This is a genomic window from Niallia taxi (assembly GCF_004005475.1).
GTDB classification, from domain to species: domain Bacteria; phylum Bacillota; class Bacilli; order Bacillales; family Cytobacillaceae; genus Niallia; species Niallia taxi.
The window spans coordinates 463,244-484,739 of the sequence record NZ_RZTZ01000001.1 but is presented as its reverse complement, the minus strand read 5'-3'; the positions used below and the strand labels follow the sequence as shown (position 1 = coordinate 484,739).

Here is a 21,496-nt window from a genome sequence, read left to right as displayed (position 1 = left end):
AGGTGATTTATATGAAGTATTGCTTAGGAGTAGATTTAGGTACAAGTGCTGTAAAGATTTTGCTTGTAGATAAAGAGGGGAAGGTTGTTCATGAAGTATCAAAATCTTATCCGCTCATTCATGAAAAATCGGGCTATAGTGAACAAGACCCTGAGGAATGGTTCCAAAAAACGCTTGCAGGATTAACGGAAATAATGGAAGTGTTTGAAGGGGAGAAAGAGGACATTGAAGGCATCAGCTTTTCAGGGCAAATGCATGGCCTTGTTTTGTTAAATGAGGAGAAGCAGGTATTGCGGAACGCCATACTATGGAATGATACGAGAACGACAGAGCAGTGCCAAATTATTATCGACAAAGCAGGGGACAAACTGCTTGAAATAACAAAAAATCCAGCATTGGAAGGCTTTACCCTGCCTAAGCTGCTATGGGTTAAGCAATACGAAGAGGAGATATTCAATCAAGCGGCTGTTTTCCTGCTGCCAAAGGATTATTTGCGCTTTAGACTTACTGGAAACATACATACAGAATACTCCGATGCAGCAGGCACACTGCTTTTGGATATAAGTAAAAAGGAATGGAGTACAGAGCTTTGTGAACTGTTTGGAATTGATAGCAGCCTTTGTCCTCCCCTTGTGGAATCACATGCTTTTGTTAGTACTGTTACTGCGGAAATTACGAAGCAAACAGGTTTATCCTGCAAAGTGTTCGCTGGTGGCGCTGACAATGCTTGTGGCGCGATTGGGGCAGGTATACTTGCAGATGGAAAAACACTTTGCAGCATCGGCACATCTGGTGTCGTTCTTTCCTATGAAGAAAAAGCAGACAAGGATTTTGAAGGGAAGGTACATTATTTCAATCATGGTGAGGAAAATGCCTACTATACGATGGGAGTAACATTAGCAGCAGGGCATAGCTTAAGCTGGTTTAAAGAAACGTTTGCTGAAAATATTGGTTTTGACGAACTGCTGGAAGAACTAAATAATGTTCCGATTGGAGCAAACGGACTGTTGTTTACTCCTTATTTGGCAGGTGAAAGAACACCGCATCCAGATGCTGCAATTCGCGCCAGCTTTATTGGCATGGATGCTGCTCACAAACGCAGGGATTTTGTTCGTGCAGTGCTGGAAGGAATCACTTTTTCATTGAATGAATCGATTGAGATTTTTCGAGCGAGCGGAAAGACAATCAACACGATTATCTCGATTGGCGGCGGAGCCAAAAACGATGACTGGCTGCAAATGCAGGCAGATATTTTTAAGGCAAGGGTGCAAAAGCTATCAAGTGAACAGGGGCCTGGAATGGGTGCGGCAATGCTTGCAGCAGTTGGTACAGGCTGGTACATCTCCCTTCAGGAATGCGCTGAAAAAATGCTTCAGCCTGCGAAGGAATTTGAGCCCATTCCAGAGAATGTTACAAGGTATGAAGTTTTATATAGAATTTACCAAAAGGTGTACAGTCAAACAAAAACGCTGTCTGAGGAGTTAACACAGTTTCGAAAGTAATACAAATAGGAGGCTGAATAATGAAGTATAGACATCTGGGGAATACAGGTCTAAAGGTAAGTGAAGTAAGTTTTGGGACTTGGGCGATTGGCGGCTCTTGGGGGAAAACAAATGATGCTGAAGCACTTAAATCGCTTGATCGGGCGATAGGAGAAGGTGTGAACTTCTTTGATACAGCTGATGTCTATGGAAATGGGCATAGTGAAGAACTGCTTGCGATGGCGACGCAGGGTAAGGAAGAAGACATTCACATTGCGACAAAATTTTGCCGGAGCGGAGATATTCATTCAGCTGACACTTACACATTCGAAAATGTTCAGACCTTTTGCGAAAATAGCTTGAAGCGCTTGAACAGAGAGGCGATCGACTTATATCAGATTCATTGTCCGCCGCTTGAAATCCTTCAGGATGGCAGTGTTTTTGAAGTCCTTGACCGTCTGAAAAAGGAAGGGAAAATTAAGCACTATGGCGTCAGTGTAGAAACAGTGGAAGAAGGATTGGTATGTCTCAATCATGAGGGCGTTGATGCACTGCAAGTCATCTTTAATATTTTCCGCCAAAAGCCATTAGAGACACTTTTGCCAGAAGCAAAGCGGAAAGGCACAGGGATTTTGGTGCGCTTGCCGCTTGCGAGCGGGCTGTTAACAGGGAAATTTACGCAAGGGCATCGTTTTGAAGAGGACGATCATCGTGCATTTAATGAAAATGGAGAGTCTTTTAATATTGGAGAGACATTTGCTGGCCTTGGTTTTTCAAAGGGAGTGGAGCTAGTAGAAGAACTTCGCTGGATTGCAGAAGGTCGCCAATCCATGGCATCAGCTTCATTAAGATGGATACTTGACCATGAGGAGGTATCATGTATAATCCCAGGCTTCAAAAATGAGCAGCAAGTTATCGGTAACTTAGTGGCATTGCAGGAAAAATCCTTTTCACAAGCCGAAAAAACAAGGCTGCAGGACTTTTATCAACAAAAAGTGAAAAACAATATTAGGGGACCATATTAACGTAAAAAGGGGCAGCTGCCCCTTTTTCTCATTTTTAAGCATTATCAGATGCTATTCGAGGACAATATCGGCGATGATTTCACCTGCTGTTGTCGGTGCAACCTTAGCTGGCAGACCGAGAGCATGAATGGCTTTTATTCCTTTTTCCTCTGCATAAGCAAAATCTGTTCCACCAGGCTTTGAGGCAAGATCAATAATGAAAGCCTGTGCTGGCATGGCATCAATCAGCTCTTTTGTGACAACATGAAAGGGAACGGTATTAATACAAATGTTTTGAGTAGCTATCTCTTCCGATAAGGTATTAAACAAGATTGGCTTTAAGCCCATTTCCTGTACTCTTGCTTTGTCAGCTGTTTCTCTGACGGCAACACTGACAATGGCACCGACAGCTGCAAAAAGACGAGCAACGGTCATGCCAACCCTGCCAAAGCCTAATACTACTACATTGGCACCATGTATCGTATAGTCTGTTTCTTCTATGGCAATCTTTAATGTACCTTCTGCTGTGGGGATGGAGTTCAAAATAGCGACATCATCTCGTGAAAAGATGGGGATGATGCTTCGTCCTGTTGTTTTTTTTATGTATTCGAGAAATGGCGTAATGATGCCTGAATAAATCTTGCAATCCTCTTTTGTCTGCCGAAACATAGTTTCTGTCAAAATAATTTCCTCACTAGAAAACTTTGATTCTGCTTTTCCATCAGTTGCAATGCCAGGGATAGGCAAAAGGATTCTGTCCACACTGCTGAAATCAACTTCAGATATCCGTTGTTTGAGGACATTAGCATATTCCAGCTGTATTTGATCAAAGCCTATCAAAATAATCTTTCCAGCTGTTTTGGCAAGCTTATCAATCACTTGAAGCTGGCGTTGATCACCGCCGATAATCAGGATTGTAGAGTTATCAATCATCTTGGACCTCCTAAATGAAAAGTGTATTCTCTTTAATAATAGTAAACAATTATGATAAATAGTCCTGTTCTTATGGTAATATATATTTTCATAGAACAAAGAAATGTTGATACATATTTATTGTTATAAACAATTTATTCCTCTAAAAGGATGAATTTTTTGTTATGATATAATTCGACGCAAATGGCAGTAACGCCTTTCATTAATTTAATCTTAATAAAACATTAATACTCATTATATATGTAACGAAACGGGAGCAATTTTATGGAGAAAGCATCTATTGATTTTAAATCACTTAAACAAAAGTGCCTGGAAAATGGACTAAATCCAACTGCGATGACAGTTTTTTCGGAGAGGCTGAATAAAGAGGAATTACTTCAAAAGCATATGGAGTACCAGGAAATCTTGGATGTCGTTGTGTATTTTCTCGATAAATTCCTCGATTCTTTAAAGGAGATGCCGATTATCGCTTCTGTCTGTGATGCAGAGGGGTATTTGCTGAGGAATCTTGGTCATGAACAAAGCATGCGGAATGCAGAAATAATCGGAATTGCAGAAGGAGTACGCTTTAAAGAAGAGGATTGTGGCATTGATGCCATTTCTTTGTCGTTAAAGCATAAAAAAAGCGTTGAAATAGTAGGATTTCAGCATTATCATACACATCTCCATACGAAAGCCTGTTATGCAGTGCCTATTATGGACTGGACGGAGGATAAGGTTATTGGGACCATCTCCATTATGACAGAGCTTGAACATGCAAGCCCTCTGATGCTGACGCTCTTGTCCACTGTGAATCAAACGATTGAAAGGGAAATTGATTTAATTAGGCAAAACCATGAGTTAAATATTTTGAATAAGATCATCATGGATACGACGAGAAACGGAATATTAGTTGCTGCTCAAAGTGGTAGGTTGCTTGATTTTAATGCATTTGCAGAACATATAACAGGATGGAAAAAAGAGGATATTATCGGTGCGAGCATTTTGGATCTTAAGTATTTTGGAGAATATTTGCAGAATGTACTTAACACGAAAAGACCTTATACAGATATTGAAATTTCCTTTACGCGAGAAAAGGATAAGGAGACCCTTATTTTCTTGCTTGATTGCTTTCCGATCTTTCTGAACAACGGGACGCTAGTGGGTGCATTTGCTCAATTCAGGGATTTTACTGATCGCAAGAAAACAGAACAGCTTTTGTTGAATTCAGAAAAGCTGACTGCTGTCGGACAGATGGCTGCAAGTGTTGCACACGAAATCCGCAATCCGCTCACTACGATACAAGGATTCATTCAGTATTTAGAAAATGACTTCAATAAAAAAGCTCATTATGACCTTATCATGTCTGAGTTAAAACGAATTAATTTTATTGTAGGGGAATTTTTGATTCTTTCTAAGCCGCATGCTGTTCACTTTGTTAAACAAGACTTGCAGAAGATTATGGATGAAACAGTTTCCTTATTCCAGGCAAGTGCCAATATGAACAATATCTTAATGGAAAGAAATTATAACGAGAATAGCATACTAGTCCAATGTGATGAAAACCAATTAAAGCAAGTTTTCATGAACGTTTTTAAAAACAGTGTGGAAGCAATGCCATATGGGGGAACGATTAAAATTCTTACAGATGTGACAGAGGAAAAGGAAGCGATTATTCAAATTGAGGATAATGGCATTGGTATGACCCCTGCGCAAATCAAAAAACTCGGACTTCCATTTTACACGACAAAGGATACGGGAACAGGATTAGGCTATATGGTGATATTCAAAATTATTGAACAGCATAAAGGTCATCTTCATATTGAAAGTGCTGTTAATCAAGGAACGACTATTGAAATTAGACTTCCGCTTGCAGAAAAATAATGATAGTGAAAAGCCGCCGCAGATTTAGGACAAATCTGCGGCGGCTTTGTTTTAATATTTATATTTTTTAATAATGTCGTGTAGCTCATCTGCCATAACAGAGAGTGTATGGGACGAAGAGGAAATCTCCTCCATTGCTGCAAGTTGTTCTTCTGTCGATGCAGCGACCTCTTCTGAGGAAGCTGCATTGCTTTTCGCAATATCTGAAACATCATAAGCTGTTTCTTCTACTTCCTTAACGACTACAAGCATTTCCTTAATTGTGTTAGATACATCAGCCATTTTTGGTGAGATTTCCTTCATGCTGGACAGAATATCACCAAACTTTTCAATAGCATCCTCCGATACAGATAGTCCACTTTGAACGTTTTCAACGACAGTAGCCATTTTTTGAACAGTGCTTTCTGTGTCCTGCTGGATGGCCTTAATCAAATCTGAAATTTGACTTGCTGAGCTTTGGGATTGTTCAGCGAGTTTTCGGACTTCTTCTGCAACAACGGCAAAACCTTTGCCAGATTCGCCTGCTCTTGCAGCTTCAATTGCTGCATTTAATGCTAGAAGATTTGTCTGTTCCGAAATAGCTGTAATGACATTTAAGATAGTTCCGATTTCTTTAGAACGGTCATACAAGGAGTGAATGACTGCATTTGAATCTAGTACAGATGCATGGATAAGATTCATTTGGTCAACAGTCAGCTTAACAGAACGGCCCCCTGTTTCCGCTTTTTCGGTTGTTTCTCTTGTCAAATCGGAAACAGCAGTAGTGCTTTCAGAAATGGAAGCAGTCCCTGCCGAAATTCTGTTTAATGCTAAAATATTTTCTTCCATTCCTGACGTTTGTTTTTCAGCGCTTGATGCAACCTCTTGAATAGCTTCTGCCACTTGTTCTGTTGCTTCACTTGTCTGCACAGCACTTGCATTAAGCTGTTCGGCTGAAGCAGCCACTTGAACGGCGTTATGCTCAACAGTTCCTAACAAACTTCTTAAGCTTGTCTGCATGTCAATGAAGGATAAAGCAAGCTTGCCAATTTCATCATTCGAATTCGTTTTAATATCTTCTGTTAAATCACCACTGCTGATTTTCTGTGCTGTCTTTTGGAGTGCCCTCACTCTGATGACAATCGATCTTACTATCACCATGACAATTGCTGCACCAATAACTACTGCTACAGCAATCACAAGGAAGGTAGTGTTTAAAATTGGTGAAGCCGCTTCTTCTGTTTCTGATGAATACATAGTTCCAGCTATTTTCCAGCCTGTCAGTTTATTTGTCGTGTAATACATAACACTTTCGCTGCCATCAGCGGTATAGTTGATGATCCCGCTGTTTGCTTTGTAAAGCTCCTTATAATAGCTTTGTTCAGCCTTCGCACCAGCTTCTCCTTTTGGATTCACGATAAATAGCTGCTGTGCATCAAGGAGCAGGGCATATCCATCTTCACCGATATTAACATTACTCGCTGTCTCTGCAAGTCTTTTTATATTGATATCAATTGCCAAAACGCCACTTCCGTCTTTCAGCTTTTTCGTGACAGTAACAACCATATCTCCTGTGCTTGAATCCTTATAAGGACTTGTAACAACTACATCATTACTATCCATTCCCGCTTGATACCAAGGTCTCTCCCTTGGGTCATAATCCTTTGGAAGGTCTGTTTTTGGATATGAAATCATTCGTCCATCTGTTGTACCGATATAAATGGATTGTGCTTCTGGATGTAATCCGATATATTGGGTGAGCTTTTGGACTCCTTGTGAATTATCGTCTCCTTCTGTAAACATGTCTGCAGTCAGTAAATCACTAAAAAATCCTGCATCATGCACCTTTGGGGAAAGCGTATTGTCTATGTTTGAACTAAGCAGTTTAACATTTTCTTCAGCACTTTTTAATAAACTGTTTTCTAATTCATTTTTAGCACTGTTATACGAAAGGAGGCCCACTGCTATTGTTGGAATTAAAAGAATAATAGCAAATGCTGTGTAAAGCTTTGCCCTTAAATTCCATGTGATGTGTAATTTTTTCATTGCTGCTTTCTCCTTAAGTTTAATTTCAAGAAAGCAATCAAAGCCAATTATGGTGAGATTGCAATCTTATTACGATTTATTTCGGCATTGAAGATAGGAAATTGAAGCACTTAATCTGAAAAAAAATATTATTGTCAAAATCATTGAAATGAAAATGCTTTATTTGTTAACACTTCAATATAATAGGTGCTTTAAGATAGGAGACTTTCATTTTATAATTTGGAAATTTAATAATTTTTAGGCTTGCAATTGGAAGGAAAAGGAGGTATATTGTTATTAACAAGTAATTAATGAATTACAAATTACTATTCGATAAGAGGGTTTAGCATGAAATATAAAACAGAAAAAGAAGCACTGGCAAATTATGATTCAACAAAATACCGAACGCCTGACGGCTATACTGCTGATATTGCCATTTTCACGATTGTTTCAGAAAAAACAGAGGAAAAAGCACCACCATCCATGACACTGAAGCTTTTGCTTATAAAGCGGGCTGAAACAGACCAAGAAGGAAATCCAAATATCGAGGGTGGAAAATGGGCTCTTCCTGGGGGATTTGTTGATGCACGAAAGGAAGAAACGGCTTTAATGGCAGCAAAAAGAGAATTAAAGGAAGAAACAAATGTGGATGGTTTGCATATAATGCATTTTGGCGTATATGACAATTTTAAACGGGATCCAAGGGGCTGGATGATATCAAATGCTTTTTATGCAATCGTTCCAGAAGAAGATATAAAAAAGCGTCAGGCAAATGATGATGCAGCAGAAGTAGAGTTGTTTGATGTAGAGGAGATACCAGCTTTAAATTTGGCTTTTGATCATCAAGAAATTATCCAAGATGCACTGCGCTTTATAAAGCGGGACATGATTACGACTACTGCAGCCAAAAGCTTCCTGCCAAAGGAATTTACACTGTCAGAGCTGCAGCGGGTGCTGCTGACTGTTGGAGAAGATTTAAGGATTTCGAATGATTCGGTCTTTTTCACAAAAGCACCAAAGCTTCCATTTATTGAAAAAGCAATCGATGTAGACGGGTCGCCTAAAAAGACGAAAAGAAATTCATTTAGACCATCCCAGCTATATGTTTTTAATAATTATGAAATTATGGAATCCATTTATCATTAATGTATATAAAAAGAAGGGAAAGAAAAAGCTTTCCTCCTTCTTTTTAACTATAGTAATTTGAAATTTAATAATTACAAATAACAAAATGAATACCCACAATATTTTAATTAGGGAGGAATAATAAATGGTGAATAAGGCGTTAATAAATATTGACTATACTGTTGATTTTGCTTCAATTGATGGAAGATTATCCTGCGGTGAGATGGGGGAATTAATAGAAAAAGAAGTTACATCTATTACAGAGAAATTTATTCAGAATGGTGATTATACGGTATTTGCTGTTGATGTGCATGAAGCGGGGGATACACATCATCCAGAGTATGCATTATTTCCACCCCACAATATTAGGAACACAGCAGGCAGAAGTTTATTCGGCAGTTTGCGGGAGGTTTATGAAAGAAATAGCCAGTTCAATCATATTTATTATTTAGACAAAACAAGATACTCAGCTTTTACAGGGACAGATTTGGAGTTGAAGTTAAGAGAAAGAGGTATTACGGAGCTTCATCTTGTCGGCTTATGCACAGATATATGTGTGCTTCATACTGCAGTTGATGCATATAATAAAGGCTTTAGCCTCGTCATATATGAGGATGCGGTTGCTTCCTTTTCACTAAAGGGGCATGAATGGGCAATCGAGCACTTTAAGACAGTTTTAGGAGCGAAAATCATTCAGAGAAATGGAGCGGATGAATAATGAGATATTCAGATGACAGCTTAATGCTGCACACAGACTTATATCAGATTAACATGGTAGAAACGTACTGGAAGGACAATGTTCATGAACGGAAGGCTGTGTTTGAAATGTATTTTCGCAAGCTTCCTTTCGGAAATGGGTATGCGGTTTTTGCAGGACTTGAGCGGGTTATGGACATAATCGAGAACTTTCATTTTTCAAAAACAGATATTGAGTATTTGCGAGAGGTTGGCTATTCAGAAGAGTTCTTGAGCTATTTGAGTGAAATTCGCTTTACTGGTGACATTCATTGTGTGAAAGAGGGAGAAATCGTGTTTGCCAATGAACCACTGCTGAGGGTTGAAGCAACATTAGCAGAAGCACAGCTGTTAGAAACAATTCTCCTCAATATTGTAAACTATCAAACCTTGATTGCCACAAAGGCTTCTCGTATCAAAATGGTAATTGGTGAAAATACGGCAATGGAATTCGGAACGAGAAGGGCACATGAACTGGATGCTGCATTGTGGGGAACAAGAGCAGCTTATATCGGCGGTTTTTCGGCAACCAGTAATGTAAGAGCAGGGAAGCTCTTTGATATTCCGATTGCAGGTACACATGCCCATGCGCTTGTGCAAGCATATCGCGATGAATATAAAGCATTCAAGAGCTATGCAAGCAGCCATAAGGATTGTGTTTTTTTAGTCGATACGTATGATACTTTACGCTCAGGGGTGCCAAATGCAATCAAGGTAGCTAAGGAATTTGCGGGTCGCATCAACTTTAAGGCGATAAGACTGGACAGTGGCGATCTTGCGTATTTATCAAAAAGAGCAAGACAAATGCTCGATGAGGCAGGCTTTACAAATACAGAGATAATTGCGTCCAATGACCTGGATGAATATACGATTATGAATGTAAAAGCAGAGGGTGCGAGAATTGATGTGTGGGGTATTGGCACAAAGCTGATTACCGCATATGACCAAGCGGCACTTGGCGGTGTTTACAAGCTTGTCAGTATTGAAGAAGATAATGGAGAAATGGCCGATACGATAAAAATCTCAGCTAATCCGGAAAAAGTAACAACACCTGGTCAAAAAAGGCTTTACCGCATCATTAATAAAGGGAACGGTCATGCGGAAGGAGACTATCTTGCACTTGCTAGTGAGGATGTCACACAGGAACGACTGAAAATGTTTCATCCTGTTCACACATATATCAGCAAGTTCGTCACAGATTACACGGCAAAAGAATTGCATGTGACAGCAATTAAGGATGGAAAGAGCTGTTATGAACAGCCGTCTCTCCAAGAGATTCAAAGGTATGCAGCAGATAATCTCAAGCTGTTTTGGGATGAATATAAACGCATGCTGAATCCAGAGGAATATCCAGTTGATCTTAGCGAGAAATGCTGGAATAACAAAATGAAGCTTATTAAAGAAGTCCAAGAAGAAGTTGAAAAAAGCATGGGAAGGAGGTAATCAGAAATGGGGAAAATCGGTATTTATGGCTCTTCCTTTGATCCAGTCACAAATGTCCATTTATGGACGGCAAGCACTGTTGCACACCGCTGTAAGCTGGATAAAGTGATTTTTCTGCCGTGCTCAAGCAAACGACGGGATAAACAGCTTCATATTGATGATAGTCATCGCTGGAAAATGCTTGAGCTAGCAATCGAAAACAATCCGAAATTTACTGCAGATGAGTATGAAATGAAGGAAGAGGCATGGAATATTTACACTTATAATACGCTTCGGCACTTTAAAGCAGTTTTTCCTAATGATGATGTCTATTTTATTATGGGAGCAGATTTGCTAGTGGATATTGGGAAGGGGAAGTGGGCGAAGGGGGAGGAGCTTATTGCCGAAAATAAGTTTATTGTTATGGCAAGAGATGGCATTGACATGCTAAAGGCAATCAGTCACTCTCCTATATTGAGGAATAATGATGATGGCAGTACTTTTCATCTTCTTGATAAAGGACTGGCAATGGAAATAAGCTCTACCTATATTCGCGAAGAACTGGCAATGGGGGGAGAGCCACGGTATTTATTGCCTGACGCTTGCTACAGATATATTAAAGAGAACAAACTTTACAAATAGAGTAAATAGGGAGAGGGAAAGATGAGACAGCTTCAAGCAGAAATTATTAAAACACTTCATGTCCAGCCAAACATAGATCCAGCCATTGAGTTTAGAAAAAGTGTTGATTTTTTAAAGGGGTATTTAACTAGAAATAAGGCAAGTAAAGCACTTGTATTGGGACTGTCTGGCGGGCAGGATTCAACACTTGCAGGCTTTATGTGTCAGACTGCTATCAATGAATTGAACTTGGAGCAGCAAGAACAGATGTATGAGTTTATTGCAGTAAGGCTGCCATACGGTATTCAGCTTGATGAACAGGATTGTCTTGATGCTATCCAGTTTATTAAGCCATCAAGGGTAATTACAGTGAATATTCAAGCAAGTGTAGATGCAAGCTTTGCGTCTGTTCCCATTAGAAGGGGAGAGAAGGCAGACTTTCTTAAGGGAAATGTGAAAGCAAGGGAAAGAATGAAGGTCCAGTATGATATTGCTGGTGCGACAGACGGTCTTGTTGTGGGGACAGATCATGCTGCAGAGGCAGTGACAGGCTTTTTTACTAAATTCGGTGATGGCGCGGCAGACATTTTACCACTGTATCGGCTAAACAAGCGCCAAGGCAAACAAATTTTGAAAGAGTTAGGCTGTCCAGAACATTTATATACAAAAACACCGACAGCGGATTTAGAGGATAATAAGCCGCAAATTCCAGATGAAACAGCGCTAGGCTTACGTTATGATGTGATTGACGATTACTTGGAAGGTAAAGAAATCGATTATGAATCTGCCGAGCGGATTGAAGCAAGATATGTGGTGACAAAGCATAAGCGCTTAAGCCCTGTCACCTTGTTCGATCCGTGGCAATAATCACAGGAATTTGTTCGTAATGCCAGGTGGAGAAACTTCAAGCAGGCCCAGATTATTATTTGTTTTAATGATAAAGCCACTGTCCAGTGTCTCGTGCTGGATTCTTTCCTTCCAAATATAATCAGATGTTGTTTCACCTTCACATAGGAGATAATGATGGTCACAATAGCGATGTGTGACATTCTTTTTGATAAGCTGATTCCCTAAGAAAAGAGATCCTTTTAAAGCAACACTAGCAAGTCCGCGAAAGGATTCATTTTTAATGGGACTGCTCGTGTATTGATGAATCGTTCTGCTGCCATGATTTTGATGCTCCACCTCTGAATGAAGCGCAAATGCCATATGTGCATCCCCAGAAAGAATGATACATTCAGAGGGATCCCATTTTGCCAGCCAATTATGAAATTCATGGTATCCACGCCCATTAAATTTCCACCATTCTAAATCCATTGTTTCCTGCAGCTTTGGGATCGTGTTAGAGATTGGCAGGACGATTCTTTTTAAGAACGATTCGATAAGATCTACACCATATAAGGGGGTTGCTGACAGAAGTATCAGCTTCTCTCCTTTTTTCCAGTTAGACGCATAAAGGCTTTTTTCTAAGTTTTTCCATGCTTCCTTTTTTATAAGATTTGGACCCTTCGTCCGCTTGCTGAGATAGGAACCAATTAAATTTGGTCTTTTCTCAGGGTAGAAGCGCTGTGTTCGTGTATCAAGTACTAACGTAACAGGAGTGGATGGTATTGTATAATGCCAATTGGAGAATAACCACATTGACGAGAGCCAATATTGATAGTCTTTTGTTTGGATACTACTTCCTTTTATTCTTACATGAATGCCACCCAAAAATCGTTCGGAAAAGGCTTCAGGTGCATTGCCCCAACCTTGGAATGCCCAGTATGCAGTCAATCCATTTGCGATTACATGCCTGCCAAGCGGCGCATTGCTAACCTTTTGCATCCAATCCTTAGAGATATTCCAATCATCTGTTATGTCATGATCATCAAAGATCATATAGACAGGCAGATTTGCCAGTAATCTGCGAATTTTGGGAACAGAATTTGCAAATTGAGCCAGTGAATTTGCTTGCTCTTCATATTCTTTTCGTCTTGATTCCAATGCTTTGTCTGTGTTTAACGTCTCATCCATATAATATTTATCCTCAGCTAACAGCTCATCAAATGACAAAAACGAATTAGCTTCCTTTGCTGTTTCCCAAAGAGCCGGACTCCAGCTTAACAAGTACATTGCTGCATATTCACCTAATGTAATCAGATGATTGGCTGCTTTTGTTGAGGTAAAGCAGCATAATTCCTTCATTATTTCTGCACGGCCATTCACTTGAGAAAAGGTAATATCATAGACTGGTCCAAGTACAATTGGTAATTCCTTATAAGCTTCTTGTTTGCCAATCAGCTTTTCACCAAGTAATTGGATAAAAGGGGTAATTGGGTCGGCGACATCATCTGCGTAGATTTGGTCACCTAAAAGAAAAAGGGAGGATGGTCTCTTCGTTAAATCAGACCAGCAGTCTGCAAGCAGGCTGTCTCCTTTCGTAAGGGCATCCTTACCGATTCCATGCAGCTTTTGACAGGAGCCGTAAAGAAAGCTGGCAGATTCAGCTTCTGTGATGAAAAAGGACGGAAGAGGCAAATTTCCATAAACGATGGAGCTTGGATGATGGTGGTCGAGTAATTGATAGTCTGCTAAGTTCCATTCGATAGATTTATCGCTAAAGAACACATTATATCCAAGAAGCTGCTCTGTCGGAAAAGCTTCTTCTTTAGGTGTTGCCTTCATTAAATAGATAAATAGGTTTTCTCCCATTCTGGCAATAGTTGTTTCACAATTGCTGCTAACACAGTTAAGGAAGAATTCGTCACCATTTTGCTGGACAGTATATATCACTGTCCGTGTATCGATTAACTTGCTTAAAGCAATCCAGCAGTATATCTCCTTTTTCTCTGTTCTTCTCAAAATTGGACCAGCTAATATGTCAGGAAAATTCACTGGTATCACCGTCCCGCACTTTTTACTCTAGGCTATTCACCTAGTGCAAGAAATGTGAGAATTTTTAACTGGTGGATGAAGAAACCTGTGACTAAGCTGGTAATAAAGGATGACAGTAAATCCCGTCATCCTTATATTGTAGTGCTTAATAAAACGATGTGCTGTTTATGGCAGCATAAGTGCTGGCAGCAGCAGTATTGGTAGCTGGTTTCCAATTTATTGGTGGAAGAGAAGTTCCAGATAGCTGGATGCTGTTTGGAAATGCTTCATCCGTTGTTTCAGAATCTTTCATACTTGCAGAACTTGTATTGATTTGTTCTTGCTTTGCTGCCTCTAAATCAGCAATTATGCTAGCGAAAAGGGAAGTGACCTGCTCTTCTTCTGCAGAACCTAAATCCAGGCTTGAAAGCTGGTTTATTGTATTTTCAGATAGTGAATCTGTAAGGAGTGAATTCTCCTTATCCTCTTCTTCCTCCGTATTTAAGCTGCTGATAAGGTTAGCAAGAAATTGACTCATCTGCTCAACGGAATAGCTTTCGTCCGTAACTGATGTTTCCGCAGAATTTGGCGGTGGCGCTGCGCCAAAAGGCATTGCTGTTCCCTTTGGTTTAGAATCCTCTAAAACTTTTGTGACTTGATCAAATAGGGAAGTGACATCCTCCTCTGAGCTTTCGTTTGCAGTAAAGCCTGAAAGCAGGTTACTTATTGTACTGAAAGCAGTCTGCAAACCTTCAGGTAGTGAAGCATCTGTTGCGTTTCCAACTTTTGCTGCTTTTGCTTGCATATTTTCAAGAAAAGCAACCTTTTGGTCTGTTGTTAATGATGCATAGTCTGTCGTGTCGTTCACACCTGCAAGTGTGTAAGCTGACGGCACATTACTCACCTGACTGCTTGAAATAAGCATGTCCTGAAAAGATTGCTGGGAGCTGTCCTGCGTTGAAGCTGCTTCTGCTGCAGTCTTTTGTGCCCATTGTAAGTAGGCAGCTGCAGTAGAATTACTAACTGATAATGACATAAAAAAATTCCCTTCTATTAGAAATCGGCACCATAAAATATAAGCCGTATTAATAATAGAGAGGAAACCTTAAGAATTTCTTAAGTTATGCCATAGACGTACTTTAAACTACGGCATTTTGCTGCATGCGAAGCCGGTACTCCTTTGGAGAGCAGAGATTATGTCGTTTAAAAAGCTTATAAAATTGAGCAATATTGCTTATTCCTACATCGAAGCTAATCTCCATAATACTTTTTTCACTTGTTAACAAAAGCAGCTCTGCTTTTTTTATTCTTTTTAGATTGACATAGTCAATAAAGGAAACCCCCATGCTTTTTTTGAAATATTTAATAAAATAATGATAGCTTAAGTTTAAGATGGCACATGCCTCCTCGACAAAAAGCTTATCCTTTAAATGGTCCTCAATATAATCAAGCACTGGCTTAAGGCGAGTGAAGGAATCAGCATCCGCAAATTTTAGGAGGTTTTCCTCGTCATTCCTAATTAAAAGAAGGAGCAGCTTCTTAATTGCTGCATTAATGGCAATTTCGTACCCTTTTTCCTTTTTTTGTGCCTCCATGTAAATTTCAATAATGAGGTTGTAAACCTGCTTCTTTGTTGCGTCATTCTGATTAAATATATAATTCAAATGCTGAAGTGGTGTTGTAACCTCTGAAAAGCAGTGCAGATAAGGAAGTATGCTTTGGTCAAAATGCTTCAATAAATCCACTTGAAACACGATATATCTTAAATTCCCCTCAAACTGCTTACATGTCCTGTGTGGTTGGGACGCACCCATAATATAGGTATCGCCCTCGCCAATGACAGTCGATTGATATTGGTGCTGGATCGCCAAATTCCCCTCTATTATTGCCAGAAATTCAACTTCTTTATGGAAATGCCATGTCTCCTTTTCGATGGCAGCTGTGTATGCTGGTTCTTCATTGATTTCCCACACCTTTAAAGATAATAAAGGATTTTCATAGTGAACGACTTCATTTACTAGCTCTTCATATGTATTTTTAATCATGCGTTAAGACCCCCGACTCAAAATATACTGGCATTATTCCATATGAAAATATATTTTTTATATTTTTCATAAATGACACATTTGAATAAAAAGAAGCCATTTTTGAGCATTTATTAAATCGCTTTCATTTCTTATAATGATACCATAAATCGATATTGGAGTGTGGCTAACTTGATAACTATATGGAATGAAAATCGCCATGAAAAAATAAATTCTACTGTAGCGGAAATCTATCCAACAGGTATACACGGCTGTATTGAAAGTATTTTGAAAAATGCAGGCTTTGAGACGAAAACAGCAACATTGGATGAGCCTGAGCATGGTCTTACAGATGAAGTGCTTAATAAGACAGAGGTTTTGATTTGGTGGGGTCATATTGCTCATGGAGAGGTAAAGGACGAAATTGTACAAAAGGTACAGCAGCGCGTTCTTGATGGTATGGGACTTATTGTTCTTCACTCCGGTCATTTCTCTAAAATATTCAAATTGCTTATGGGAACAAGCTGTGATTTGAAGTGGAGAGAAGCGGACGACAAAGAAAGACTGTGGGTTGTAGCACCAGGTCATCCAATTGCAGAGGGGATTGGTGAATACATCGAAATAGAAAAAGAAGAGATGTACGGCGAGCATTTTGATATTCCTGCTCCAGATGAGCTGATTTTTACAAGCTGGTTTACAGGCGGAGAAGTATTTAGAAGCGGCTGCACGTACACGCGCGGAAATGGCAAGATATTCTATTTCAGACCAGGTCATGAGACATATCCTACATATCATCATAAAGACGTACAGCAGGTCATCATTAATGCAGTGAAATGGGCGAAACCTGTAGCGAGAAACAGACCTGTGTATGGAAACAGTCAGCCGTTAGAAAATCCAACAGCAAACTAAACAATAAATTGGGGGAAAATATAATGAGTACATTAAAAATTGGTGTAATAGGCTGCGGCAGTATTGCTCAGCATAGACATTTGCAGGAATACAGCTGGAATAAGGCAGTCGAAATCGTTGCTGTTTGTGATATTAACGAAGAGCGTGCCATTGAAATCGGCAAAGAGTACAGTGCAAAGGCTTATACAGATTATAAGGAGCTGCTTGCTGATAAAGACATAGATGCAGTCAGTGTGTGTACGCCGAACTATCTGCATGCGCCAATTTCAATTGATGCACTTAATGCAGGTAAGCATGTTCTTTGTGAAAAGCCGATGGCAACTTCATCAGAAGAGGCAGCACAGATGATCGAGGCAGCAAAGAAGAACGGAAAGAAACTAATGATCGGCCATAACCAACGCTTCGTTAAATCGCATCAAAAAGCTCGTGAACTTATCAAATCTGGAGAAGTCGGCAAAATTTACAGCTTCCGGTCTGCATTTGGACATGGCGGACCTGAGCAATGGAGTGTGGACGGCAAGGAAAGCTGGTTCTTCCAAAAGGAGAAAGCATTTATCGGGGCAATGGGAGACTTAGGTGTTCATAAAACAGACCTGCTTCGCTATGTGCTTGGAGAAGAGTTCGTGGAAGTAGGGGCATTTGTAGAAACGAATGCGAAGGACTTTGCAGATGTTGACGATAACGCTGTATGTGTTCTTAAAACAGAAAGTGGTGTCATTGGGACATTGGCAGCAAGCTGGGCTTATACAAGCAAAGAGGATAACTCAACGATTATTTATGGTGAAAAGGCGATTCTTAGGCTAGAGGATCATCCGCAGTATTCATTGATTGTACAATATGCAACAGGCGAAATAGTAAACTATGAGCTTGGCAAAATCCAATCAAATGATGCTGGCGGCCAAAATGCAACAGGTGTGATTGATCACTTTGTATCTTCCATCGTGTCTGACACAGAGCCTTTAATCACAGGAGCAGAGGGGAAAAAATCCCTTGAGGTTATATTAGGTGCAATCAAATCAAACGAAACGAAGCAAATTGCGAAAATTAATAAATAGATTATGGACGTTTGAAAGGGGAGAATAGCTATGAAACTAGGAGTCTTTACAGTTCTGTTTTCTGATAAAAATTTCGAGGAAATGCTTGATGCGGTGAAAGAAGCTGGCCTTCAGGCTGTTGAAATCGGTACAGGAGGATATCCAGGCAATGCTCACTGTGATTTGGACGGCTTGCTGGAGGACGAAGAAAAGAGACAGGATTATTTGAAGCAGGTAGAGAAGCGGGGCTTGGTAATCAGTGCATTCAGCTGTCATGGAAACCCGATTTCACCTGAAAAGGATTTTGCATTAGAATCACACGAAACATTGATGAAAACGATTAAGCTTGCTTCTCTTATGAATGTGCCTGTCGTTAATTGTTTTTCTGGAACAGCTGGTGATCATGAGGGAGCAAAATTCCCGAATTGGCCTGTAACACCATGGCCAACAGAATACAGTGATGTGAAAACATGGCAATGGGAGGAAAAGCTTATTCCATATTGGAAGGAAGTTGGCCAATATGCGAGCGAGCATGGTGTGAAAATCGGTCTTGAGCTGCATGGCGGATTTTTGGTTCACACACCATATACCCTGCTGAAACTAAGGGAAGAAACGAGTGACGCGATCGGCGCCAATCTTGATCCAAGTCATTTATGGTGGCAAGGAATTGATCCTGTTGGAGCAATTAAAATATTAGCAAAGGCTAATGCCATCCATCATTTTCATGCAAAGGATACTTATATCGACCAGGATAATGCCAATATGTATGGTTTAACAGATATGCAGCCATACGGCAATGTTCAAACAAGAGCATGGACTTTCCGGTCAGTAGGCTGCGGACACAGTGCATCTGAATGGTCTGATATGATGAGTGCATTGCGAACATATGGCTATGACTATGTTGTCAGCATTGAACATGAGGATCCGCTTATGTCTATCCGAGAAGGACTGGCAAGAGCTGTATCAACACTTAAGTCAGTTGTTATTGAAGAAGCGCCATCTCAAATGTGGTGGGCATAATAAAGGAGGATGTTAAGTATGACTTCATATAAAGTAGGAATCGTAGGGTGCGGCAATATTTTTCCGATGCATGCTCAATCAATAGTAACAAGAGAGGATGCACAGCTTGTCGCAGTATGTGATGTTAAAAAGGACAGAGCAGACGCAAAAGCAGCAATTTATAATTGTGCATCATACACAGATTATGAGGAAATGTTTAACAGTGAGCAGCTTGATGTTATCCATATTTGTCTGCCACACCATTTGCATGCACCTGTTGCGATTGCAGCAGCCAAAAGAAAGATTCATGTTTTGACAGAAAAGCCGATGTCAATTGCATTTGACGATGCCAGAGAAATGGTGGAAACAGCAAAGGAAAATGGCACTACATTAGGAGTCATCTTCCAAAATCGCTATAATCCAGGCTCCCAGCTTATTAAAAACATGCTGGTGAATGGAGAGCTCGGGGCAATTAAATCAGGTAAACTGTCGGTAACATGGGACCGTTCTGATGAATATTACTTAAAAAGCGACTGGAAAGGCACATGGGAAAAAGAAGGCGGCGGCGTGATCATCGATCAGGCTATCCATACGCTGGACTTAATGAGATGGTTCGTTGACAGTGACATTAAATATGTGGATGCTACTATCAGCAACCGTGCCCATGAAATTATTGAAGTAGAGGACTCGGCCGAAGGAGTTATCTCTTTCCAAAATGGAGTAGTATCTGCCTTTCATGCAGTTAACTACTACACATATGATGCACCTGTTGAAATTGAACTGCATTGTGAACAAGGAATTGCGAAAATGGTCGCAGACCGTGCGACTGTCAGGTTAATGGACGGAAGAGAGTTCATCGCAGACAATAATCCACAGGAAACCTTCCATTATGACAATGGAGCAAAGGGATACTGGGGTGTAAGCCATGTGAAGCAAATCAATAATTTCTATGAGTCATTGAAATCAGGAGCAGCACCTGATATTACGGGCGAGGATGCATTAAAAACACAAAAAATGATTTGTGCCATTTATGAATCTGGAAAGAAACGAGAAAGAGTTATTTTCCAAGAAAATGCACAGGAAGAAATAGCTTAATGTTAAACCTTTGTGGGATTATTTCCGCAAAGGTTTTTCCAATATAATAAAAAACCTCTTTACAAATCGTAATGATTACGATTAATATAAGAAAGGAAAAAAAGATCAAATTAAGTATAAACTACTATGTAAATCGTAATTATTACGTTTTAAAGAAAGAGGGAGTTAATTTTGAATGAACGGATAGGAGTGACTGTACTCAGTGGTTATCTTGGGTCAGGAAAAACGACCTTGTTAAATCATCTATTAACAAGTAAGCACGGTGAAAGGATTGCCGTTATCGTCAATGATATGAGCGAGGTGAATATCGACGGTAAACTTATTGAGCAAGGCGGATTCACAAGAACAGATGAAAGCTTGTTGAAATGCAAAATGGCTGCATTTGCTGCACATTAAGAGAGGATTTGCTATTGGAGGTAAAAAAGCTTGCAGAAGAAGGGGAAATCGACCATATTTTAATCGAATCCTCAGGCATAAGTGAACCTGTTCCTGTCGCACAGACGTTTACATATTTGGATGAAGAGACAGGCATTGATTTAGCAGCTATCTGCAAAATCAATGCAATGGTAACAGTGGTGGATTCCAATAGATTTTGGCATGATTATGGATCTGGAGAAACGTTAGTAGACAGACATATTGGGAGAGATGACCATGATGATCGAGAGATAGCAGATCTGCTGATTGACCAAATTGAGTTTGCGAATATCATTATTTTGAACAAGATTGATCTTGTACCAGCGCATTCGGTTTTCGAATTACAGCAGGTGTTGAAGAGACTTAATCCAGATGCGGCTATTCATCCAACGCGATTCAGCAAGCTATCATTAGAGCATATATGGAACAAAAATGTGTTTAACTTAGATGAAGCAAGCCAAGCAGCTGGCTGGATAAAGGAGCTTCAGGAGGAGCATATTCCAGAAACGGAGGAATATGGCATTTCTTCCATTGTATACAAGAAAGCACGACCATTTCATCCAGAGCGATTTATGAAGTGGCTAGAAAATTGGCCATCTGTAATAGTCAGAGCAAAGGGATTCTTTTGGCTGGCGACAAGAAATGATGAGATTGGTCTGCTTTCACAAGCCGGTTCTTCTGTGTCCATTCAAGGAGCAGGAGAATGGATTGCCTGTCTTCCAGATAAGGAGAGGAAGGCAGTTCTGGCAGAGGAACCGGAAGTTCAGGGTAGTTGGGATGAAACATGGGGTGACAGGCAAACAGAGTTAGTATTTATTGGTCTGAATATGGATAAGCAAGCAATCCAGAGTGGGCTTGATGACTGTTTGTTAACAGATCAAGAAATGAGGGGTGACTGGCAGACATTTCAAGATCCATTGCCATTGTATACGTAAAAGCTGGTTAGGTTTTAAGTCGTATGATTACAAATTTATAAA

General features: G+C 40.0%; 17 protein-coding genes and 1 pseudogene. 13 read left to right on the top strand and 5 right to left on the bottom strand.

What is annotated here, in order from left to right; genetic code table 11:
• Nucleotides 1-11 precede the first annotated feature (11 nt).
• Nucleotides 12-1,502, top strand: coding sequence for a xylulokinase (gene xylB / locus EM808_RS02455; RefSeq protein ID WP_127735307.1), 1,491 nt, complete (start codon nucleotides 12-14; stop codon nucleotides 1,500-1,502).
• Between the two features lie 20 nt (nucleotides 1,503-1,522).
• The gene (locus EM808_RS02450) at nucleotides 1,523-2,506 is read left to right on the top strand and encodes an aldo/keto reductase (protein WP_127735304.1); all 984 of its coding nucleotides are present in this window, start codon (nucleotides 1,523-1,525) and stop codon (nucleotides 2,504-2,506) included.
• A 51-nt stretch (nucleotides 2,507-2,557) separates the two neighbouring features.
• On the opposite strand, the gene dpaA is transcribed toward EM808_RS02450, so the two are convergent.
• Entirely contained in the window at nucleotides 2,558-3,418 is an 861-nt protein-coding gene (gene dpaA, locus EM808_RS02445) for a dipicolinic acid synthetase subunit A (protein WP_127735302.1), read from the bottom strand.
• A 264-nt stretch (nucleotides 3,419-3,682) separates the two neighbouring features.
• On the opposite strand from dpaA, the gene EM808_RS02440 reads away from it, so the two are divergent.
• Nucleotides 3,683-5,281: an ATP-binding protein gene (locus tag EM808_RS02440; protein ID WP_127735299.1), complete on the top strand. Its 1,599-nt coding sequence runs from the start codon at nucleotides 3,683-3,685 to the stop codon at nucleotides 5,279-5,281.
• A gap of 51 nt (nucleotides 5,282-5,332) precedes the next feature.
• Here the strand turns inward: EM808_RS02440 and EM808_RS02435 are convergent, their stop codons facing one another.
• Nucleotides 5,333-7,306, bottom strand: a complete 1,974-nt coding sequence (locus tag EM808_RS02435) for a methyl-accepting chemotaxis protein (protein ID WP_127735296.1) — start codon at nucleotides 7,304-7,306, stop codon at nucleotides 5,333-5,335.
• A gap of 327 nt (nucleotides 7,307-7,633) precedes the next feature.
• On the opposite strand from EM808_RS02435, the gene EM808_RS02430 reads away from it, so the two are divergent.
• From EM808_RS02430 to nadE, 5 genes are all read left to right on the top strand, one after another.
• Nucleotides 7,634-8,431 (top strand): NUDIX domain-containing protein, encoded by a 798-nt coding sequence (locus EM808_RS02430; RefSeq protein ID WP_127735293.1) that lies wholly within the window; start codon nucleotides 7,634-7,636, stop codon nucleotides 8,429-8,431.
• Between the two features lie 127 nt (nucleotides 8,432-8,558).
• Nucleotides 8,559-9,128 carry a cysteine hydrolase family protein gene (locus EM808_RS02425; RefSeq protein WP_127736675.1) on the top strand — a complete coding sequence of 190 codons (570 nt, stop codon included), beginning with the start codon at nucleotides 8,559-8,561 and terminating at the stop codon, nucleotides 9,126-9,128.
• A complete protein-coding gene (locus EM808_RS02420; protein ID WP_205685830.1) occupies nucleotides 9,128-10,588 on the top strand; it encodes a nicotinate phosphoribosyltransferase in 1,461 nt (486 codons plus the stop codon). Before EM808_RS02425 ends, EM808_RS02420 begins: the two co-directional genes overlap by 1 nt.
• Before the next feature lie 6 nt (nucleotides 10,589-10,594).
• On the top strand, nucleotides 10,595-11,209 hold the full coding sequence (gene nadD, locus EM808_RS02415; protein ID WP_127735287.1) for a nicotinate (nicotinamide) nucleotide adenylyltransferase: 615 nt from the start codon (nucleotides 10,595-10,597) through the stop codon (nucleotides 11,207-11,209).
• 21 nt (nucleotides 11,210-11,230) lie between these two features.
• Nucleotides 11,231-12,055 (top strand): ammonia-dependent NAD(+) synthetase, encoded by an 825-nt coding sequence (gene nadE, locus EM808_RS02410; RefSeq protein WP_127735284.1) that lies wholly within the window; start codon nucleotides 11,231-11,233, stop codon nucleotides 12,053-12,055.
• On the opposite strand, the gene EM808_RS02405 is transcribed toward nadE, so the two are convergent.
• From EM808_RS02405 to EM808_RS02395, 3 genes are all read right to left on the bottom strand, one after another.
• Nucleotides 12,056-14,065, bottom strand: a complete 2,010-nt coding sequence (locus EM808_RS02405; RefSeq protein WP_127735281.1) for a metallophosphoesterase family protein — start codon at nucleotides 14,063-14,065, stop codon at nucleotides 12,056-12,058.
• A 145-nt stretch (nucleotides 14,066-14,210) separates the two neighbouring features.
• Nucleotides 14,211-15,080, bottom strand: coding sequence for a hypothetical protein (locus EM808_RS02400; RefSeq protein ID WP_127735278.1), 870 nt, complete (start codon nucleotides 15,078-15,080; stop codon nucleotides 14,211-14,213).
• Between the two features lie 103 nt (nucleotides 15,081-15,183).
• A complete protein-coding gene (locus tag EM808_RS02395; protein ID WP_127735275.1) occupies nucleotides 15,184-16,089 on the bottom strand; it encodes a helix-turn-helix domain-containing protein in 906 nt (301 codons plus the stop codon).
• A 171-nt stretch (nucleotides 16,090-16,260) separates the two neighbouring features.
• Between EM808_RS02395 and EM808_RS02390 the strand changes: the two genes are divergently transcribed.
• The 5 genes and pseudogenes from EM808_RS02390 to EM808_RS02370 all read left to right on the top strand — a co-directional run bounded on the left by EM808_RS02390 (nucleotide 16,261) and on the right by EM808_RS02370 (nucleotide 21,454).
• Nucleotides 16,261-16,977, top strand: coding sequence for a ThuA domain-containing protein (locus EM808_RS02390; protein ID WP_285849810.1), 717 nt, complete (start codon nucleotides 16,261-16,263; stop codon nucleotides 16,975-16,977).
• A 23-nt stretch (nucleotides 16,978-17,000) separates the two neighbouring features.
• Nucleotides 17,001-18,032 (top strand): Gfo/Idh/MocA family protein, encoded by a 1,032-nt coding sequence (locus EM808_RS02385; protein WP_127735269.1) that lies wholly within the window; start codon nucleotides 17,001-17,003, stop codon nucleotides 18,030-18,032.
• A gap of 30 nt (nucleotides 18,033-18,062) precedes the next feature.
• The gene (locus EM808_RS02380; protein ID WP_127735266.1) at nucleotides 18,063-19,031 is read left to right on the top strand and encodes a sugar phosphate isomerase/epimerase family protein; all 969 of its coding nucleotides are present in this window, start codon (nucleotides 18,063-18,065) and stop codon (nucleotides 19,029-19,031) included.
• An 18-nt stretch (nucleotides 19,032-19,049) separates the two neighbouring features.
• Nucleotides 19,050-20,105, top strand: coding sequence for a Gfo/Idh/MocA family protein (locus EM808_RS02375; RefSeq protein ID WP_127735263.1), 1,056 nt, complete (start codon nucleotides 19,050-19,052; stop codon nucleotides 20,103-20,105).
• Nucleotides 20,106-20,276: 171 nt separating this feature from the next.
• Nucleotides 20,277-21,454 (top strand): annotated as a pseudogene (locus EM808_RS02370) (GTP-binding protein).
• Nucleotides 21,455-21,496 lie beyond the last annotated feature (42 nt).